Origin of the sequence: Caenibacillus caldisaponilyticus, from assembly GCF_002003465.1 — a bacterium.
Classification (GTDB): domain Bacteria; phylum Bacillota; class Bacilli; order Bacillales; family Sporolactobacillaceae; genus Caenibacillus; species Caenibacillus caldisaponilyticus.
This window is the reverse complement of sequence record NZ_BDDQ01000029.1, coordinates 1-16,607: the sequence shown is the minus strand read 5'-3', so window position 1 is coordinate 16,607 and position 16,607 is coordinate 1. Positions and strand designations below refer to the sequence as shown.

The 16,607-nt window shown below is 51.8% G+C and carries 12 protein-coding genes, 4 tRNA genes and 1 pseudogene; 1 reads left to right on the top strand and 16 read right to left on the bottom strand.

Annotated features, from left to right (window positions below; genetic code table 11):
* Positions 1-73 precede the first annotated feature (73 nt).
* The 16 genes from CCB157_RS09405 to CCB157_RS09325 all read right to left on the bottom strand — a co-directional run bounded on the left by CCB157_RS09405 (position 74) and on the right by CCB157_RS09325 (position 16,157).
* The gene (locus CCB157_RS09405; protein ID WP_077615646.1) at positions 74-316 is read right to left on the bottom strand and encodes an AbrB/MazE/SpoVT family DNA-binding domain-containing protein; all 243 of its coding nucleotides are present in this window, start codon (positions 314-316) and stop codon (positions 74-76) included.
* A 545-nt stretch (positions 317-861) separates the two neighbouring features.
* The gene (locus CCB157_RS09395; RefSeq protein ID WP_274519629.1) at positions 862-1,665 is read right to left on the bottom strand and encodes an NAD(P)/FAD-dependent oxidoreductase; all 804 of its coding nucleotides are present in this window, start codon (positions 1,663-1,665) and stop codon (positions 862-864) included.
* Positions 1,666-1,684: 19 nt separating this feature from the next.
* Entirely contained in the window at positions 1,685-1,852 is a 168-nt protein-coding gene (locus CCB157_RS17295) for an NAD(P)-binding protein (protein ID WP_158077262.1), read from the bottom strand.
* A gap of 34 nt (positions 1,853-1,886) precedes the next feature.
* Complete coding sequence (locus CCB157_RS09390) at positions 1,887-2,918, bottom strand: FecCD family ABC transporter permease (RefSeq protein WP_077615643.1); 1,032 nt, start codon at positions 2,916-2,918, stop codon at positions 1,887-1,889.
* A complete protein-coding gene (locus CCB157_RS09385) occupies positions 2,918-3,955 on the bottom strand; it encodes a FecCD family ABC transporter permease (protein WP_077615642.1) in 1,038 nt (345 codons plus the stop codon). The genes CCB157_RS09390 and CCB157_RS09385 overlap by 1 nt, the downstream gene beginning before the upstream one ends.
* A gap of 145 nt (positions 3,956-4,100) precedes the next feature.
* Complete coding sequence (locus CCB157_RS09380; RefSeq protein ID WP_238594647.1) at positions 4,101-5,069, bottom strand: iron-hydroxamate ABC transporter substrate-binding protein; 969 nt, start codon at positions 5,067-5,069, stop codon at positions 4,101-4,103.
* 578 nt (positions 5,070-5,647) lie between these two features.
* Positions 5,648-6,214, bottom strand: coding sequence for a hypothetical protein (locus CCB157_RS09375; protein ID WP_077615641.1), 567 nt, complete (start codon positions 6,212-6,214; stop codon positions 5,648-5,650).
* Between the two features lie 310 nt (positions 6,215-6,524).
* On the bottom strand, positions 6,525-8,711 hold the full coding sequence (locus CCB157_RS09370; RefSeq protein ID WP_077615640.1) for an anthranilate synthase component I: 2,187 nt from the start codon (positions 8,709-8,711) through the stop codon (positions 6,525-6,527).
* Between the two features lie 748 nt (positions 8,712-9,459).
* The gene (locus tag CCB157_RS09360) at positions 9,460-11,523 is read right to left on the bottom strand and encodes a penicillin-binding transpeptidase domain-containing protein (RefSeq protein WP_158077261.1); all 2,064 of its coding nucleotides are present in this window, start codon (positions 11,521-11,523) and stop codon (positions 9,460-9,462) included.
* 224 nt (positions 11,524-11,747) lie between these two features.
* Positions 11,748-13,034: an MFS transporter gene (locus CCB157_RS09355; RefSeq protein WP_077615637.1), complete on the bottom strand. Its 1,287-nt coding sequence runs from the start codon at positions 13,032-13,034 to the stop codon at positions 11,748-11,750.
* Between the two features lie 160 nt (positions 13,035-13,194).
* Complete coding sequence (locus CCB157_RS09350) at positions 13,195-14,496, bottom strand: methyl-accepting chemotaxis protein (RefSeq protein ID WP_158077260.1); 1,302 nt, start codon at positions 14,494-14,496, stop codon at positions 13,195-13,197.
* A gap of 197 nt (positions 14,497-14,693) precedes the next feature.
* On the bottom strand, positions 14,694-15,305 hold the full coding sequence (locus CCB157_RS09345; RefSeq protein ID WP_077615635.1) for a superoxide dismutase: 612 nt from the start codon (positions 15,303-15,305) through the stop codon (positions 14,694-14,696).
* A gap of 189 nt (positions 15,306-15,494) precedes the next feature.
* Positions 15,495-15,569 (bottom strand) — tRNA-Met (locus CCB157_RS09340).
* Between the two features lie 271 nt (positions 15,570-15,840).
* Positions 15,841-15,917 (bottom strand) — tRNA-Ile (locus CCB157_RS09335).
* Between the two features lies 1 nt (position 15,918).
* Positions 15,919-15,994: transfer RNA gene (locus tag CCB157_RS09330), tRNA-His, on the bottom strand.
* A gap of 86 nt (positions 15,995-16,080) precedes the next feature.
* Positions 16,081-16,157, bottom strand: a tRNA-Met gene (locus CCB157_RS09325).
* Positions 16,158-16,315: 158 nt separating this feature from the next.
* On the opposite strand from CCB157_RS09325, the pseudogene CCB157_RS09320 reads away from it, so the two are divergent.
* Positions 16,316-16,607: pseudogene (locus CCB157_RS09320) on the top strand (helix-turn-helix domain-containing protein); the annotation flags it as partial.

Sequence of the window (16,607 nt, the reverse complement as noted above, 5' to 3'; positions counted from 1 at the left end):
CAACTGATATCCGGAAGTGGTCCTGGAGGCTTTACGCTCTGTTTGTGGATCAAGACTCGATACGGCGCGTGCATCAAATCAATTCATTTCCTTGCACTCCAAAATCGATTTCAGCATGCCTGTTTTCAGGCGTTATTTTAGCAAGCAATTCTTCCAATGACGGCTTTTTCTTTTTCGGGATCAGCTTGATGGCTTGACTCTCCACGACGATTTCTATTTCTGAGCCTTGTTGAATCGCCAGTTGCTCCGCAACCGCATTTGGTATACGGACAGCCAGGCTATTCCCCCATTTTTGCACTCTTTCTATCATTTCCATCCCCTCGCAACCTTTTCCTCATGATGCGGTACAAGCGTTCTTGTCGCCGCCATCTCGCGCTTTCCTCCCTCTTCTTGGAAATCGTTTAAAGGGGGGGCGATTTTAAGCTGGACGTTTCGCATGATAAGACGCCTCCTGATGGCGGCCCTTGCCAGGTTTTTCAGTCCACCCGATCACGAGAAGGAGCGTTCAGTTGCTGTTTTCTGCCGCTCTTTGCCGCGTTCGCGCTTGGCAGCCGTGGCGCCTGTAATGGTACATCCTGTGCAACAAACGGAAAACCCGCGGGAAGGCAGGAGCCGAACGGCCGACGAACGGCAAGAGCAGCCGGCGATTAAAAAACGGGGCGATTGAATCCGCTCCATGCGTGACCTCGGCCTTGGATTCGCTTCTGCCTGTTTTTCAGCCGCTTACCGCCGTTGCAAAAGCGCCGCATCACCCCCGCCTTGCCGCCATAGATCCGCGCCCAGCGCACGTGATCGCATGGTTTTGTCCCGCTTTCCGCCTTCAGCGGATCTGTTTCGGGTATGCCGCGCTGCAACGCTTTTTTATTTTCTTACAAATGTGCTGTAGACTTGGGAAGGCGCGGAAGGATCCAAATATTTTTTCGCGCTGTTTACCGCCGTGATGGCTTCCGTAAAAGCCGACGAAATCAGTCGCCATTTATTGGGATAGCCGGCGATATCCCCGGCCGCGTAGACCCCTTCAAATTTCGTCTCCATTTTGTTGTTGACGGGAATCCGGCGGTTTTCAAAAGTAAAGCCCCATTTTTTCAACGGTTCCAAGTCAAAATGATACCCGTGGCTGATAACGAGGTCGTCGACGACCAGGCGCTCATCCCTTCCGTTGGCATCGGAAATGAACACTTCAATCCGCCCCCCTTCATCTTCACGCACATCTGTAATCGTATAAGGTTTTTTGACGATCACGGGCGACTTCGCCAACGCCTCCAGTTCTTCTTCAAGGGCATTCAATTGCTCCCGGTTGTGGATGAGCGTCACCTGTTCCGCCGTCTCCGAAAGCGCCATGGCTCTTTGCACGGCCGCGCTCAGTCCGCCGTACACCGCCACCCGTCTTCCGGAAATCCCGCTCAAATCCATCGGTTCATAATGGATATGCTCGCCTTCCTGCAGATACCCGTCCTTTATTTGCAAATGCCGGATTTTATACGTCCCCGCTCCGACCGCGATAATCACCGTTCGGGTAAAATGGCGGTCACCGCTATGTGTGGTCAAAACGTAAAGCCCGTTTTCTTCCCGTTGGAGGTCCGTGACTTCTTGATTCAACACAAGGGTGGGCTCATACATCATCGCCTGTTCAAACAATTGGTCCACCAATTGTTGACCGCTAATCTTCGGGATGCCGCCAATATCATAAATTTTTTTTTTCCGGATAAAACACGGCGACGGACCCGCCCGTTTTGGGAAGAAAGTCGATGACTTTCGTTTTCATTCCCCGCAGCCCCGCATAATTGGCCGCAAATAATCCGGCGCACCCGGCGCCAATGATCGTCACATCATAGATTTCTCTGTTTTCCAATTCTCCCACCTCATTCTTGTGAACGGTCACCCGTTTAACGGGAACTGGTTTTGGCCAATAAATAGAGAAAATACGGAGCACCAATCATGGCGACCACGATCCCCGTCGGGATTTCAGACGGTTGCAAAACGGCGCGGCCGATGGTATCCGCAATGAGAAGCAATAAGGCACCAAGAAAAGCCGAAACCGGAAGCAGCGCGCGATGTTCCGCGCCAACCAGACGCTTCGCCAGATGGGGCCCGATGAGGCCGACAAAACTGATTCCGCCGCTCACGGCCACACATGAGCCGGCCAGCCCGACGGCCGCAGCCAGTAAAAACAACTGCTCTTTTTCTACATGGACGCCGAGACTGGTCGCCGTCGGACGGCCTAAGTTCAAGATATCGAGAACGTGTGCCCTCAAAAAACTGTATGGAAGAAGCACGATGATCCAAGGCAGCAGGGCGACGACAAACGACCAATTGGAGGCCCAAATGCTTCCGGCCAGCCAGCTCGCAACAAATTGATAGCTTTCGGGATCCAATCTTAAAGTCAGGACAATCATGGCCGCCGAGATGACCGCGCTGACGGCCACGCCCACAAGGAGCATCCGGGAAGGCGCCAGCCCTTCGTTTTTTTTGTAAGAAAGGAGATAGACGGCGAGCGCCGCCGCTCCCGAACCGATGAAAGCCATAAACGGCAACGCGAAAAGCGATGAGCCGCCCTCCGCCGAAAAAAAGGCGATATAGATGGCGACCATCAACCCCGCGCCGGCGTTGATGCCGAGGATGCCCGGATCGGCAAGCGAATTTTGGGACAGGCCTTGAAGGATCGTCCCGGAAACGGCTAGGCCTGCGCCGACGAGCACAGACACGACAATCCTTGGCAGCCTGAAATCAAATAAAATCAAATTTTGTTTACCGGTCCCCTCCCCGATCAAAGTGCGAAAGACTTCGCCGGGCGTCAGTTTGATGTAACCGATGTCCATGCTGACAAGAAAAACGGCGATCATTAGGACCAGACTTGAAAGCATGATCCACACCGGTCGCGACAGCACGCGTTTCTTTTTTACCGAGGCATCGACCATTATAGGCCCACCTTCTTTCCTCTGGCCAAATAGAGAAAGAACGGAGCCCCGATCAGGGCGATCAGCGCGCCGACCGGTGTTTCATACGGCGGATTGACCAGTCTCGCCGCCGTATCGGCATAAACCAATAAAATACTTCCCAATACCGCGGAACAAGGAATGATCCAGCTGTAACTGGCGCCGACCAAAAACCGTGCCACATGGGGAATGATCAACCCAATAAAAACGACCGAGCCGACCACCGAAACCGAGGAACCGGCAAGAACCAATACGGCGATCAAACTTATGATTTTGACGAGCAGCGTGCGTTGGCCGAGCCCTTTGGCGACGGATTCCCCTAATGAAAGGACGGATATGGATTTGGATAGAAATAAGGCAACCAAAATGCCGGCGCATGCAAAGGGAAACAACACCTTCAACTGGGTCCAATTCGTCCCGGCCACCCCGCCCAGCATCCAGAAGGCCAAGTCTTGGGACAAATGAAAATACAGAGCGATTCCTTCGCTTAAGGCGGTCAACAACGCGCTGACGGCCGCTCCCGCCAGCGTTAATTTTAACGGGGTCAAACCGCCCTTCGCCATCGAGCCGAACCCAAAAACCAAGAGGGCGCTCAACCCGGAGCCGGCAAAGCAGAAGAAAATGAGCTCGATAAAAGGTATTTTCGGAAAAAAGGCAAAACAAAAAGCCAAAGCCACCGCGGCGCCGGCGTTCAGCCCGAGCAGCCCCGAGTCCGCCAACGGGTTTCTGCTGATTCCTTGCATGATCGCCCCGGCCACGGCCAAGCTCGCGCCGACAATCGCCGCCCCCAAAGCCCTCGGTAGGCGGATATCCACAACGACCCGCTGCGCGTTCTGTGATGATTGAAAATGAAAGAGCGCTTGCCAAACGGTGGACAGATGAATATCGGCCGCTCCGACCGAAATGGATAGGGCCAGTCCAACCGCAAGAACGGCCAAGCCCCCGATGATGACCGCCACAGCCGCCAGCGGGCGGCTTTTTACATGCACTTCACCATGAGGTTGTTGAGACCTCCCCATTGAATGACGCAACTGTCTTCCCCCACAACACCGATGATGATTCACGTTGGAACTCCATTTTATGGAAATCCTTGCGCGATACAGTCTTATTATAACACTTTGAAAAAAACCGAAGGGAGATTCCTTCGGTTTTTTGGCTTTAACGTTATTTCAACAGCGCTTTTTCGACGTCATCGATGATTTGTTCGTTGGCAATGAGCCCGCTGTAAAGCCAACTGCTCTTCTGGCTCATTTCATAGACATGGCCGGCTTTGACGGCGGGGAGATTTTTCCACACCGGATTGTTCAATACGGTGTCTCCTTGCCCTTTATCGCTATTGACCAAAAAGATCTCATCCGCATCCAAATCCGCTAGTTTCTCCAACGAAACGGGCTTCCAGGTCGCGTTCGGATCCTTCGGAAGATCTTGCACCATCTTCGGCACGTTTAATCCGAGATCGTGGTATAAGACCGCGCCGCTCGAGCGGGTCGGATCGACGACATAAAATTGCTTTTGCGTCAGCCAAAGGATGGCCACCTTTTTATCGCCAAGCGCTTGGTGTAATTTTTCCTTGGCCTCGGCGGCTTTTTTATCGTAATCTTGAAGCGCCTTCTTCGCTTGATCGGATTTGTTCAGCAGTTCACCGAGTTTAAGAAGCGTTTTCCGCCAATCGCTTGCGGTTTTATCTCCTAAAACATACGTCGGAGCAATTTTGGAATATTTCTCGTATAATCCTTTTTGGACCAAGCTTTCGGAGCTCACAATAATGAGGTCCGGATTGAAGCTCACCACTTCTTCGGGCGGCAGGTTGTAATTGATTTTAGGCACGTTTTTCAAATGCGCTTGCAGATAGTCCTGAATGCCGTTGGCGACCGACCATTGGGCCACCGGTTTTTCCCCTAAAACGATGAGCGGATCTTCAAGATAAGGGGCGATGATCCGTTTCGGATGCGCCGGAATGGTCACTTTATGCCCCATCGCATCCTTGACGACTTTTTCTTTATTTGCAGCATTGTCGTTGGCGGATTCATTAGAATTGCCGGCCTTTCCGCAACCCGCCAACAACAATGCCAATATTAGAAGGCCAATGAAAAATACGCCAAATCGGCTTTTCATTTTTGGACTGGCAAACATCTATTTTTCCTCCTCGTCCGGTGCTGTATTATGTATGGTGTGCAGCTCCTAAAAAAGATGATAATGATTATCAATATCATTGTCAATATGATTTCACCCCGTATTTTAAATTTTTCGTGACGGGAGATACAGGATTTGGGTTAATTCTTCCTTGACAAATGCGTAACGTTGATTGTTTCTTGGTTGATTTCCATGATTGTTTCCCGCCCTTCCCGCTTTTTAGTCACGTCATCATCCGTCACGCGCCATCCTCACTCGTTCCCAAATTAAAACCAAAACTTCCCGTTCACCGGTTAATTTGACGCCATGGCGATCACCAACCGGGGCTGGCACACGAAATGCCAGGTGAAATCGATTGTGAATTCTATATGTCCAAAACTAAAACTAAAGAAAAAAGACGGTTCGAAACCGCCTTTTTAATTTTATAGCGAATGGCTTCACTCTTTGGTGGTGATTTAAGATGTTGAACCTAAAAGGAACCGGTCAATATTTTTTAGTGATCGTTTTATACTCCATCTTCTGCCTTATTGAACTCAAGAACATTTAATCCCTTTATTTGAAATAAGTCCGCTTTTCTCTTACTTTATTGTCCTTTGGGGGGCAGATAGCATCATGTTTTGTGCGAATCCACCATCATTTATGTCTCGTATTGCTGAGATTTTTCCATTGTCATTCATGTTAATATATCCAGTGACGGCAGCCGTTTTGGTTTCACCCTCTTTGCTGTATTCCACCTCAACCTTGAAAGTGTAGGCATTATTGTTGTTTACCTTTTGTATTTCGCTATTTTTTATTTTTAATTGATAACCCGCTTGGTATGCAGGCAATAACCAACGAAATGCTTCATTGGTATTGACGAACGTTTGATAGTCCTCCTCTGGAATCAGGGACTTATATTTTTCTTTGATATATGCGTTTAATGCAGTTGGGTCTTCTGAAAAAAATTTATTAAATAGTTTTTTCAGTTCTTCGCTAGGTCCTGTGAACTCATTTTTCAAATAGGTTTGGATTGTCTCCTTATTTTTTTGGTTATCATGAACCGAGCTTCCATTACTCTTGGATGAAAGGGAGTCTGGATTCGAACAACCTACACTTAAAATCAATGCAGACACTAAAACGGCCAATTTAAGCAAAATGCCTTTCATAAATGGATGCCTCCATCATTTATGGAATCCCCCAGTTCAATTCCCATGGCCTAACCCTTTAACAAAACATTTCTTATTTATAATTTTAACACAATTCCAACGTTATTTCCTGATATTTTGAAAAATAAACAGCGTTCCTCCCATATGAGAAACGCTTTAAATCATTCACCTTCTATATCAACTCTAGATGGTGATTTTTATTCTCTATTTCACCCTTCACGAAGGACGATTGCCTATCGAAACCTTATCGAAACCTTCATTCCTGCCGACCGTTCAGAAACAGGGCAAGACAACGAAGCTTGCGCATTTTTTAGCGAGTATAGGCGGGATCAGGCACGCTTTTCATCAAATTGGCGATCAAGCGCAACCCCCCGCCTGACGCCGCACTGAGTATCGATTCCGGATGAAAGAGCACGGCGGAAAGCGGATATTGCCGATGGCGGAACGCCATGGGAATGCCGTCTTCCGTTTCCGCGAGCAACAACAGGCTGGGCGGCAGTTCCGGAACGAACAATGAATGATAACGGCCGACGGCAAGCGCTTTGCCCATCCCGGCAAAAAGTGAATCGCGTTCCCGGATGTAAACCGTTGATTTCTCGCCGTGCGCCGGCTTCGGCAACACGTCGAGACGAGCCCCGAAATATTCGGCCAATCCTTGGAAGCCGAGACAAATGCCGAATATGGGCAAACGGCGGGCGAGACACAGCGAAATGGTGTCCTGCATTTGAAAGCGCTCCGGTTTTCCCGGTCCGGGTGACAAAACGACGAGATGGAAAGAGGGATCGTCCGCCAACATCTGCCGAGCGGGTTGCGGCCGAACCGTAACGACGTCGGCGCCCGTTTGTTTTAAATAGTTCGCCAAGGTGTGCACAAACGAGTCTTCATGATCGATAAGCAGCACGCGCTTCCCTTGGCCGGGACGGTCGACGTTTTGCCGAGTGTCCGCCGCGCGTCCGTCGCTCTTTAGCGCCTGCACGAGAGCGGAAACCTTGACGAGGGTTTCTTCCTCCTCGGCCTCGGGATCCGAAGCATAAAGCAGCGTCGCGCCGACGCGCATTTCCGCCATCCCTCCGGCGAGCTTGATCGTTCTTAAGGTCAATCCGGTATTCATGTCGCCGTTGAAATACAAACAACCGACCGCGCCGCCGTACCACTCCCGCGGCGTCGCTTCGTGCGCTTCCAGCCAGCGCATCGCCTCGAGCTTCGGCGCGCCGGTGACGGTGACCGCCCACATGTGGGTCATAAAAGCATCCAAGGCATCGTAATCGGGCGCGAGTTCGCCGACGATGTGGTCGACCGTGTGAAACAGCCGGGCGTAACGTTCGATTTGACGCCGCCCGATGACTCGGACCGAGCCGGGAACACAGATCCGCGACTTGTCGTTGCGGTCGACATCGGTGCACATCGTCAGTTCGGCCTCATCTTTCGCCGAATTCAAAAGTCGCCGGACGTTTTCCGCATCTTCCATCGCGTTTTGTCCTCTTTTGATCGTGCCGGAAATCGGACTCGTTTCCACTCGCCGGCCTTGGACGCGCACATACATTTCCGGGGAAGCCCCGATCAAATGCTGGTCCCCGAGATGAATCAGGAAGCCGTATGGGCTTGGATTCATCCGGGAAAGGCGGCGGAAAATGCGTGACGGCGGCCGATCGCACGTTTCATAAAGGACTTGGGACGGGACGACTTCGAATAAGTCGCCTTGGGAAAACGCCGGGAGCGCTTGACGCACCAATTCGGCATAACTCCCTTTCCGGTACGGCGGAATGGCGCCCGGGTCGCGGCGTCCCAGGGATGGCGGCGCGCCTGAGCCTGCGCGCTCGATCCCCTCTGTGGTCGTCCCGCCGAACGAAAATTCATAAGCGAGGCGGTATGCGCGCCCGCTTCGGTGGTCGACGGCGAACAGTTCATCGGGCAAGTAAAGATGCAGGTCTCTATGGTGTGCCGGCCTCGGCTTCCGCCGCATGATGGCTTCAAACTGAAAAATGAGATCGTAGCCGTAAGCGCCATAAAGGCCGAGAAACCGCTCTTCTTCCGAATAAAACCCTTGTTGAATGGCGCGGAGGACGTTGAAAATGGATGGGTGCTTCGTCCGTTCCTCCTCATTGATAACCATCGGGCGTTCCTTGATGGTTCCCGTCAACAATCGTCCTTCGCGCCTCAAGTCCCTCATGGCCGGCTCATGCGCCAACCATTGGTGAAAGACCGGTAAAAGGCAAACGCCGCGGCGGTTGAGGGCGCGAATGGTGAACGATGGGCCGCGCGATACGAGTTCAATGGGCGGGTTGACGAAACCGATGGCTCCCCGTACATAGCGTTCGCCGTCTTCTACGCCGCTCGAAAACCACGCGCCTTTCTCACGATCCAAGCGCGCAAGCACGCGTTCGATCGCCGGATGGCCGATCCCTTTGTCGATATGACGTTTGACCGTGAGTCCGGAACGGGTTTGATACACTTTCTCGGTTTCCGCATCGGTGAGTTCAAAAAGGTAAGCATTCATGGCGGTCCTCCTCGTATACGTTTTCGTATACAGAGGGGAGCGTCGATAATCGGGGAAAAAGAAGGCAAAGAAATGAGGGTATGAAATAAAGAACCGTGCGTTTCTCCTCTTATCTCCGCTCCGCTCTGCCCAACTCGACTCGACTCATCTTTTCTTATCACGGCTCCAAAATCTGGGCCGTAAATATAAAAAAATTATAACCTACTGCACCAAAAAATCAAAGGTTAGGCAAACCGCTCCTCGGATTCCGTGAACACGTTTTTTAAAAACCCGTCCATTCTTCATAACTCTGTAAAGCTCCGCCCGGAACGGCCTTTCAGCCCCGGCATCGCTTCACACCGGCTTTTTAAACATCATTGGGATCCGTTTCTCTTCTTGATTAGAAGCGGACGCGCTTTTCCCATTTCGAAGCTCGGCTTGAACTTCTCGCTTGACGGGACAAAGGCTCCCGCCCGTTCCTCGTTCATCTTTCCGTCCATAAAGAACGAGAAGTGGCTGCGCCACTTCCCGCTATTTTTGACTCGGACCGCGCTCATGGCATCCGGCCCGTTTCATGCAACTACCGCCGTCGGTTCACGCCGACAGCTCACCGCTATTTTAATTTTTTTCCGAGCAACGATAAAACCGTGAGTCTTTGTCCGCCCGTTTGCAAGGGAGATGTCGACACATTCGGGCAAAGCGACGCCCTCGCCCGGTTCCGCTTTTTTCGATCTGTGCCGAGATGGCTCCTGGTTCCATGCGTAAAAGGTCAGTCCTTCAATTGATCGGGATACAGGCTGAAATACGTTTTAAAAATGTCTTGGGCGATGTACAGGTTGATATGGTTTTCCCTCGTCTCAGGGGCGATGATGGCGACCGCCACCTGCGGGTTATCATACGGGGCGTACCCTATAAATGCCAGGTTGTAAAGGCCTCTTTCGATGGGGGCCAATTGCGCCGTGCCCGTTTTGCCCGCGATTTTATATTTCGCGTTGACTCCGGTTCCAAGCGATTTCGCCGTACCGCCGGAACCGTGGGTGACAAGATAGAAACCCTCGTGGACAAGATCGATTTGTTGTTTGGTATTGGCGACCGTGTTCAACACTTTCGTTGGGTAAGTCTTGATCGTCGGGCCGATCTTTTTCGGATCGTCGCCGGGGGCGTGCACCGATTCCAGCAAGTGCGGGGCGATCCGTTTGCCGCCGTTGGCGATCGTCGAAACGTACTGCGCCATTTGCAGCGGCGTATACGTATCGAATTGGCCGATCGCAAATTGCATGATTTTACCGGGCTGGTCGGGAACGCCGCCGTTATATCCGGTCGATTCAAACGGCAGATCGACGCCGGTGTGCACCCCGAGGCCGAATTGGTTATAGCCGTCGCGCAAGGCATGGACGGCATGGACGTATTTCGGGCCGTTGAAAACCCTCACCTTGTAAGCCGAACCGACGTCCGCAAATTGGAAACCGGCCATGCGTCCGGCGATCGTCCCCATGAAGATGTTGGAGGAATGCTCCAGCGCTTCCGTGACATTGACGGCCCCGATGCCCGACGTGAATGAACTGAATTTTCCGCCGCCGTTGAACCGGAACGGTTTGTCCACAATCCGCCCCGCGGGCACCGCATGGTTTTGGAACCCGGTGAGCACCGTCGCCCCTTTGACCGAAGAACCGAATTGGAAGGCGTTTAAGATCGTGCCTTCCGACGTGTCTTTAAACTTTCCGGTGGCCGGATCATACGTGCGTCCGACCATCGCCAAAATGCCGCCGGTGTGCGGGTTCATGACGACGGCGTAGGCGCTGCGCGCATGTGAGCCAAGGAATTCTCTAATCCTATTCTCCAAAATATTCCCGATTTTTTTCTGCAAATCGGCATCAATGGTGAGCACGAGGTCATCCCCGCGCCGGCCTTCCACTTTTTTCGGCGTTCCGACCGGCTTGCCGTTTTTCTTTTTATACGTATAGGTCATCGGCACGCCGCGGAGAATATCTTCGTATTGCTGTTCGAGGTTGCTGGTTCCGACGAGATCGTTCCGGTTATAGCCGTCGGCCAGGTAATTGTCCACCTCGTGCCTCGGAATCTCTTTGATATTGCCGAGGAAAAAGAAGTGGCCTTCCGGATAGGTGCGCGTCGACGCCACGGAAGTGTCGATGGTCCCGTCGAATTCATTTAAATGTTCGCCGATCCGGGCGAGCTCGTCCTGCGACAAGCCGATTTTCACGTAGGTCGGGGTTAAGTTCGTGCCTTGTTCGAGCTTCCGCCAGATCGCAATCACTTTTAAGTCGTCGGTCGTCAGCTGACCGAGCTCTTTTTCGCCGATGCGGGCGAGCACTTTGTCATAGTATGCGTTCATCTTGGCCTTCTCTTTGGCGTCGGAGGCCTTTTTGTATTTCTCATATTCGTCGGCGCTTAATTTTTCTTCGTAAATTTTGGGATGCGTCGCGATCCAATAATCTTTCATGTCCCGGACGGTCACTTGCGACGTGGAAAGATCGCCGTCCGAAACGTTCTCTTTCGTGCTCACGTCCAAGTATCGGCTCAATTTTTTCGCGAGTTTGATGAGATCTTGATCCGGTTTTCTCGTGAACACCAACGCATTTTTGGCCGTGTTGCCGACGAGAAGCCGGCCTTTGGTGTCGTACATTAAGCCGCGCGGCGATTGGATTTTGGTTGTCACCGTCTGCGTCTTTTTCAATTCCCGCACGTAATCCTCGCCGTGGACGATTTGCACGTAACCGAGCCGGAGGATCAGCGTGGAAAACGCGAGAAAAATGATCAAAAACAACACGTTAAGCCGGAAGGGAATGTGGTTTTTCTTTTTTTTCTTGTTCAAACGATTATCCTCCACGTCCCCGATCACCTCGTTTCCCCTTTTCATGCATAAAAAATGAACAACGACGTAAACCGTGCGTTCGTTTTTCGCTCATCCGTTTTAAACATCACATCTCAACGACCGCCAATGGGCCGGCAGGTGAACGCCTGCCGATGTTTCACCGTTCGTCCATATATTTTACTACAAATCCGAGCGCATTTGGGGGGGTGATTATTGCCAATCCGTCAAACGGTCGATCCGCTTTCCCCATCTTCGATCCCCCGCGGCTGCATGAGCGCCTTTTCGCGCGGTTGATCGGTCAGGGCAATGCGGCGGACAAAAACGGACATCGCCAACGGCGCCGCGCCAATCCCCATGACGAAATAGCGAAGGGCAATGAAGGGAGGGTCAAAGGCTTGCGCAACGATCAGGAAAAGCAGGATGGAAAGCAGGCGGCCGGCGTTATAAAACAAATCGAGGACGACGATGTATTCAACCCGCCTTTCTCCTGCCTTCCATCCTTTGCCGATGGTATCGTACGCCAAGGACATGTACGGCACCGAAAGCAAAGGATACGCGCCCGCCGTCACGACGGCGTACGCGATGAAAACGGCGAACCCGTGAGCGGCGAACAGCAGCAAGACGGAGGCGCTCAGGAGAAGACCTCCCGCCAAGATCGCTTTTTTACGACCAACCGGTTTGACGAAGTGGGACACCGCATAGTAAGAAAGGAGCATGATGCCCGACTCCACCAGGGCGAACTTGCCGAGCGCCCATTCGCTCTTCGTCGTCAAAAATATTAAAATGCCGATAAAAAAAAGAAACGTGCCTTCCCTGAGGCCTTGAAAAAAGCGGGCGTTCAAAACGGCATTCCAATTCGGATTGCGCTTTCTTTCTCCGATGATGCGCATGACCGCAAACTCGCCGGCCGCCGGGCGCCGTTTGAGAAAAAAGCTGGCGAACACGGCGATGCCAAACAAGAGAAGCGAAAGCGCGAAGATGATTTTATAACCGATCTCATCGGAGAGAGCGGCGATCAACCAGCCGCCCGCGGCGGCCCCGACCATTCCCCCGAGCGCTGTGAGAAGCCCTTGAAAACCGTTAAAAAAATCGCGCGTTTCCGGTTCCGTCACTTCAAAGGTCAAAACATTAAAGGCGCACCAGTAAAAGCCGTACCCGATGCCGAGCAGCCCTCCGAAGAGAAGCAAAAATTGCCGGGCATGCGCCCCCAGGAACAACACGCTGACAAAAAAGAGCGCCAAAAAACTGATGCCCGTGCGCAGGACGAGCACACGGTCGATTTTTTTCGCCAGGCGGCCGGCGATGAGGAACGTCACGGGTTGAAACAAGACGATCATGAAGTTGTAGAAACCGATATCGATTAAATTTTTTGTATGCTTCCAAAGAAAAACGTTGACGAAGGTGTTGGAGAGGGAGAGGCTCAGGAAGTACAAGCCGCTGATCGCCAGTAAGATCAGCAAGTCTTTCGGCACGCGTGTTTTTGGAGCGGCAAACAGCCAAGTTTTGATCATGTCCTGTCGACTCCCTTGCCTTGATCCGCTGTATAGTTTGCTTCAAAGGCGGTGAGATATACCGGCACACAGCCGGCGGCCGCTTGCCTCTCCGATCAGCCCGCTATCCCATGGCCGAAAACCCATATTTTCCGCATAAAAAAAGGCCGCAACCGGCCCTTTAGGATTCCGCCACTTTCAGGCGGTTCACTTCTTCTTGGAGCGATTCCACATCCCGCAAGAGAGAGTGGACCGTCTCGTTGATGTTTTCAATGTGCGCCGTCTGCTTGCTGGCGCTGTCGGCCACTTCGCGAACGGCCGCTGAGGTTTCTTCCACGATCGCGGCCGTTTGTTCGGCACCGCCCACAATCGCTTCCATGGCGGCGTGTTGATCGCCGATCATCCGATGAATGGCGCCGATGCTGTCCGCCACTTGTTCGACGGACGACTTCATCTCGGCCAACACTTTGACGGTGGTTTGCGCCCGCGCAATCTCCTTGTTGCCGAGTTCGACCTGGCGGTGGTTTTGCGCGACAGACGCATCCACCCTTTCTTGGATGAGCAGGATCGAATTATGGATATCTTGCACCGCTTCGGCGCTTTGGTTGGCGAGCTCTTGGATTTCTTGGGCGACGACGGCAAACCCTTTGCCGGCTTCACCGGCCCGCGCCGCTTCAATCGAAGCGTTCAACGCCAACATGTGGGTTTTTTCTGCGATCTCGGCGACGACGTCGATGATCGAATTGATTTTATCCGCATCTTCTTTTAAATCGTTGGCGACCTTCAGGGCGTCTTCGTTCGTTTGGCAAATGACATAAATCCCGTTGATCATTTCCTGAATGCTTTCCAAACTATCGGAGAGGTTCTTCATCGTCACCTCCGACAACGATTTGGAACGCGTCGCCTGCTCTTCCATTAATTTGGATGCGTGCATGCCGTATTGCGCCCGTTCCAGCGACTTTTGCGACGTTTCGGCTTCGTATTCGGCGCCTTTTGCGATATCGTCGATGCTGATGCCGACTTGCTTGATTTGATTCGTGACTTCTTCTGAAGACTGAGTGAGATCCTGAATGCGCTTCCTCGTGTTTTCCGTATACATATGGATGCCTTGGACGATCGTTTTGAACTCGTCCATCATTTTTTGGAAACCCGTGGCCAACGCTTCGATCTCATCGCGCGTCCCCGGATTCGGAATCACAACGTCCAAACGGCCTTGGGCCGCATTCGCCACCGCATCGCGCAGCGGATTCAAAGCTTTTGTCAACACACGGGCGGCGATATACCCGAGAATGCCTGACCAGATGATGCCGAGCAACAGCGTGATCAAAATGAAGAGGCCTTGCGAAATGGCGCCCGCAAACCATTTGGAAACGTAAAAGATGAAGAACGCGCTCGTGCCATAGGTGATGCAAGCGACGACGACCATGCCGAGCACCAATTTTTTGACGAGTCCGAACGGTACTTTATTATTGTTATCCGCCATCAGTTTTCCCCTCTCTGTCATATATATCGGACGTTTTTCCTATTTTTTAATAGATTTTTTACAAATACAATTCTTGGCGAATGATACGTTTTAAAATATACACTTTTTATTACAATTGCGCCACCTGCGGACGCCGTTCCGAAATTTGCACAAAAAAAGAACACCCATGCGGGTGTTCTCAAGCTTTTTAGGCGGAATTATTTTTTCGCCGCTTCGTAACGTTTGTTCACTTCATCCCAGTTGATGACGTTGAAGAACGCTTCGATATATTCCGGACGGCGGTTTTGGTACTTCAGATAGTAGGCATGTTCCCAAACGTCAAGGCCGAGAATCGGGGTTTTGCCTTCCATGTACGGCGAGTCTTGGTTCGGAGTCGACGTAATTTCCAATTCGCCGTTATTGACGACGAGCCAGGCCCATCCGGAGCCAAAGCGGCCGGCTGCGGCATCGGAAAATTGTTTTTTAAAGTCGGCGAAGCTGCCGAATTTCGCCTTGATCGCGTCGGCGACGGCGCCGCTCGGTTCGCCGCCCCCGTTCGGGCTCATGATTTGCCAGAAGAGGCTGTGGTTGACGTGGCCGCCGCCGTTGTTACGAACAGCGGTACGAATGTTTTCCGGAACGGCGTTCAAATCGCTGACCAAATCTTCGATCGATTTGCTCGCCAGGTCGTCGTGGCCTTTCAAGGCCTCGTTCAGTTTGCTCACGTAAGTCCCGTGGTGCTTATCATGGTGAATGCGCATCGTTTGTTCGTCGATATACGGTTCGAGCGCATTGTAGGCATATGGAAGTTCAGGCAATTGATAAGCCATTTCTACCCCTCCTAGAATATGTAAAGTATTCGCAGATTTCAGTCTGCATCCGCTTTTACATTACCAAAATTATCACTGGACTTCAATAAATATGCCCGTCCACAGACGCGTATAAACAAAAAAAGCCCTTCGACAGGCTTGTTGTCGATCGCGGATCCTTTGAAACTGAGGTCGCGCATCAAAATGAGTTGGTTGCGGGGGCGGGATTCGAACCCGCGACCTTCGGGTTATGAGCCCGACGAGCTGCCGCTGCTCCACCCCACGATGATGGAAATGTATTTAGTTTAAATGGTCACTGGCCCTTCCTCTGCAAGCCGCGCTCCGATGCCGGATGCGTCGGGACAACTCGCAGCTTGTCCGGCGGGAGCGATGCTCGTTGCTCCACCCCGCGACGATGAAAAAAAGTATGCAATTAAATGGCCACTGTCCCTTCCTCTGCAAGCCGCGCTCCGAAGCCGGATGCGTCGGCACAATTCGCAGCTTGTTCGGCGGGAGCGATGCTCATTGCGGCGACAAAAAATCACGCCAAAGGAGATGGTGGACCCTGTAGGATTCGAACCTACGACCGGACGGTTATGAGCCGTCTGCTCTAACCAGCTGAGCTAAGGGTCCGTGGGGCGATTGATGGGACTCGAACCCACGAATGCCGGAGCCACAATCCGGTGCGTTAACCGCTTCGCCACAATCGCCATTTTTCGAAATTTTCAACTGAAAAGAAAAGATAAAAAACGAGGCTCTGATCGACCTCTGTTTTTAATCATAATGAAAAAGAAAATGGTAGCGGTGGAGGGCCTCGAACCCCCGACCTCACGGGTATGAACCGTACGCTCTAGCCAGCTGAGCTACACCGCCACGTTATCAAGTTTCGCGTTTCGCTTAACGACAGTTGATATTATAACTGCTTCCCAAAACGATGTCAACAACTTTTTTTATCACTGTTGTTCGTCTGTGATATTGTCATATTGTAACGCTTCAGTGAAAATGTCAGTATGAGACAGGAGCGAATTCCATTGAGCAAAAAAGAATTGAAGCGTTACAAAGTCATTCGTCAATGGATCGAAGGGTATATCACGGGAAAACAAGCTGCCGAATTGTTATCGCTAAGTCTTCGTCAGGTTTATCGCCTCAAAAAACGAGTCCTTGAGGAGGATGAAAACGGAGTCATTCACAAAAACCGGGGGCGAAAACCTGCACATGCCTTATCCGAAGACATCCGGCAAAAAATCCTGAATCTCCGCCAAAGTGAAAAATATCGGCACTGCAATGATGTCCATTCTCCGAATTATTGGTCAAACAGGAGGG

Coding starts and splice junctions, on each gene's coding strand:
- CCB157_RS09405 (WP_077615646.1), bottom strand. CDS start 316: ATGGAAATGATAGAAAGAGTGCAAAAATGGGGGAATAGCCTGGCTGTC.
- CCB157_RS09390 (WP_077615643.1), bottom strand. CDS start 2,918: ATGGTCGATGCCTCGGTAAAAAAGAAACGCGTGCTGTCGCGACCGGTG.
- CCB157_RS09385 (WP_077615642.1), bottom strand. CDS start 3,955: ATGGGGAGGTCTCAACAACCTCATGGTGAAGTGCATGTAAAAAGCCGC.
- CCB157_RS09380 (WP_238594647.1), bottom strand. CDS start 5,069: ATGTTTGCCAGTCCAAAAATGAAAAGCCGATTTGGCGTATTTTTCATT.
- CCB157_RS09375 (WP_077615641.1), bottom strand. CDS start 6,214: ATGAAAGGCATTTTGCTTAAATTGGCCGTTTTAGTGTCTGCATTGATT.
- CCB157_RS09370 (WP_077615640.1), bottom strand. CDS start 8,711: ATGAATGCTTACCTTTTTGAACTCACCGATGCGGAAACCGAGAAAGTG.
- CCB157_RS09355 (WP_077615637.1), bottom strand. CDS start 13,034: ATGATCAAAACTTGGCTGTTTGCCGCTCCAAAAACACGCGTGCCGAAA.
- CCB157_RS09350 (WP_158077260.1), bottom strand. CDS start 14,496: ATGGCGGATAACAATAATAAAGTACCGTTCGGACTCGTCAAAAAATTG.
- CCB157_RS09345 (WP_077615635.1), bottom strand. CDS start 15,305: ATGGCTTATCAATTGCCTGAACTTCCATATGCCTACAATGCGCTCGAA.